The organism is Rhodococcus sp. R1101 (assembly GCF_000278445.1).
GTDB lineage: Bacteria > Actinomycetota > Actinomycetes > Mycobacteriales > Mycobacteriaceae > Rhodococcus > Rhodococcus gordoniae.
In genome coordinates this window covers 1-995 of record NZ_AJVB01000798.1, presented here as the reverse complement: position 1 = coordinate 995, position 995 = coordinate 1, and the positions used below count along the sequence as shown (strand labels likewise).

Sequence of the window (995 nt, the reverse complement as noted above, 5' to 3'; positions counted from 1 at the left end):
TCCGGGCGGGGCGGTCTCGGTGCGGCTGCCGTCGGGCGCGATCGTCGCGCGCACGACCCGCGGCGGGACACGCTCGCCGTCGTTCGCGATGGTCTGGTAGATCGCGCTCATCTGCAGCAGAGTCATCGACAGGCCCTTGACCGATGGGCAGGTTCGCGAAGGTACCACCCGACCACTGTTCGCGGCTGGGCAGCAGACCGGACGATTCGCCGGGCAGGCCGACATCGGTGCGCTGCCCGAGTCCGAACAGTCGCAGCATCTCGGCGAAGCGGTCCTCGCCGATCCGCTCCGCGAGCATGAGCGTGCCGACGTTCGACGACTTCCCGAACACACCGGTGGTGGTGTACGGCACGACCCCGTGATCCCAGGCGTCCTTGACGGTCGCGCCGGCCATGGTGATCGTGCCGGGGACCTGCAGGACCTCGTCGGGTCGGGTCAGACCGTCCTCGATCGCCGCGGCCGCGGTGATGATCTTGTTCACGGATCCGGGTTCGAACGGCGAACTGACCGCGAGATTGCCCTGTTCGGCGTCGGGCGGGTTGTTCGCGACACCGATCGACGGGTCGAAGGTGCCGTCGTTGGACATGGCGAGCACCTCGCCGGTGTGCGCGTCGAGCACCACGGCGGAGGCGTTCTTCGCACCGGACAGATCCTTCGCGCGCTGTACCTCCTGCTGCACGTGGTACTGCAGGTCGTTGTCGATCGTGAGTTCGACGGACGAACCGTCGACCGCCGGCTGCCGGTCGCGCCAGCTGCCCGGGATCACGGCACCGTCGGAACCGCGGTCGTAGGTCGACGAACCGTCGGTGCCCGCCAGCACGGCGTCCATCGATGCTTCGAGCCCGATCAGGCCGTGTCCGTCCCAGCCGGTAGCCCCGACGAGGTTGGCGGCGAGGGAACCACCCGGGTACAGGCGGATGTCCTGACGTTCGGTTCCGACCTTGCCGTACTCGTCGACGATCTCCGCCGCGACCCCCGGATCGACGCCTCGGGCG

At 68.9% G+C, this 995-nt stretch carries 1 pseudogene; it reads right to left on the bottom strand.

Annotation, left to right across the window (positions count from 1 at the left end):
- A pseudogene (locus tag R1101_RS28670) lies at window positions 1-995 on the bottom strand (peptidoglycan D,D-transpeptidase FtsI family protein); the annotation flags it as partial.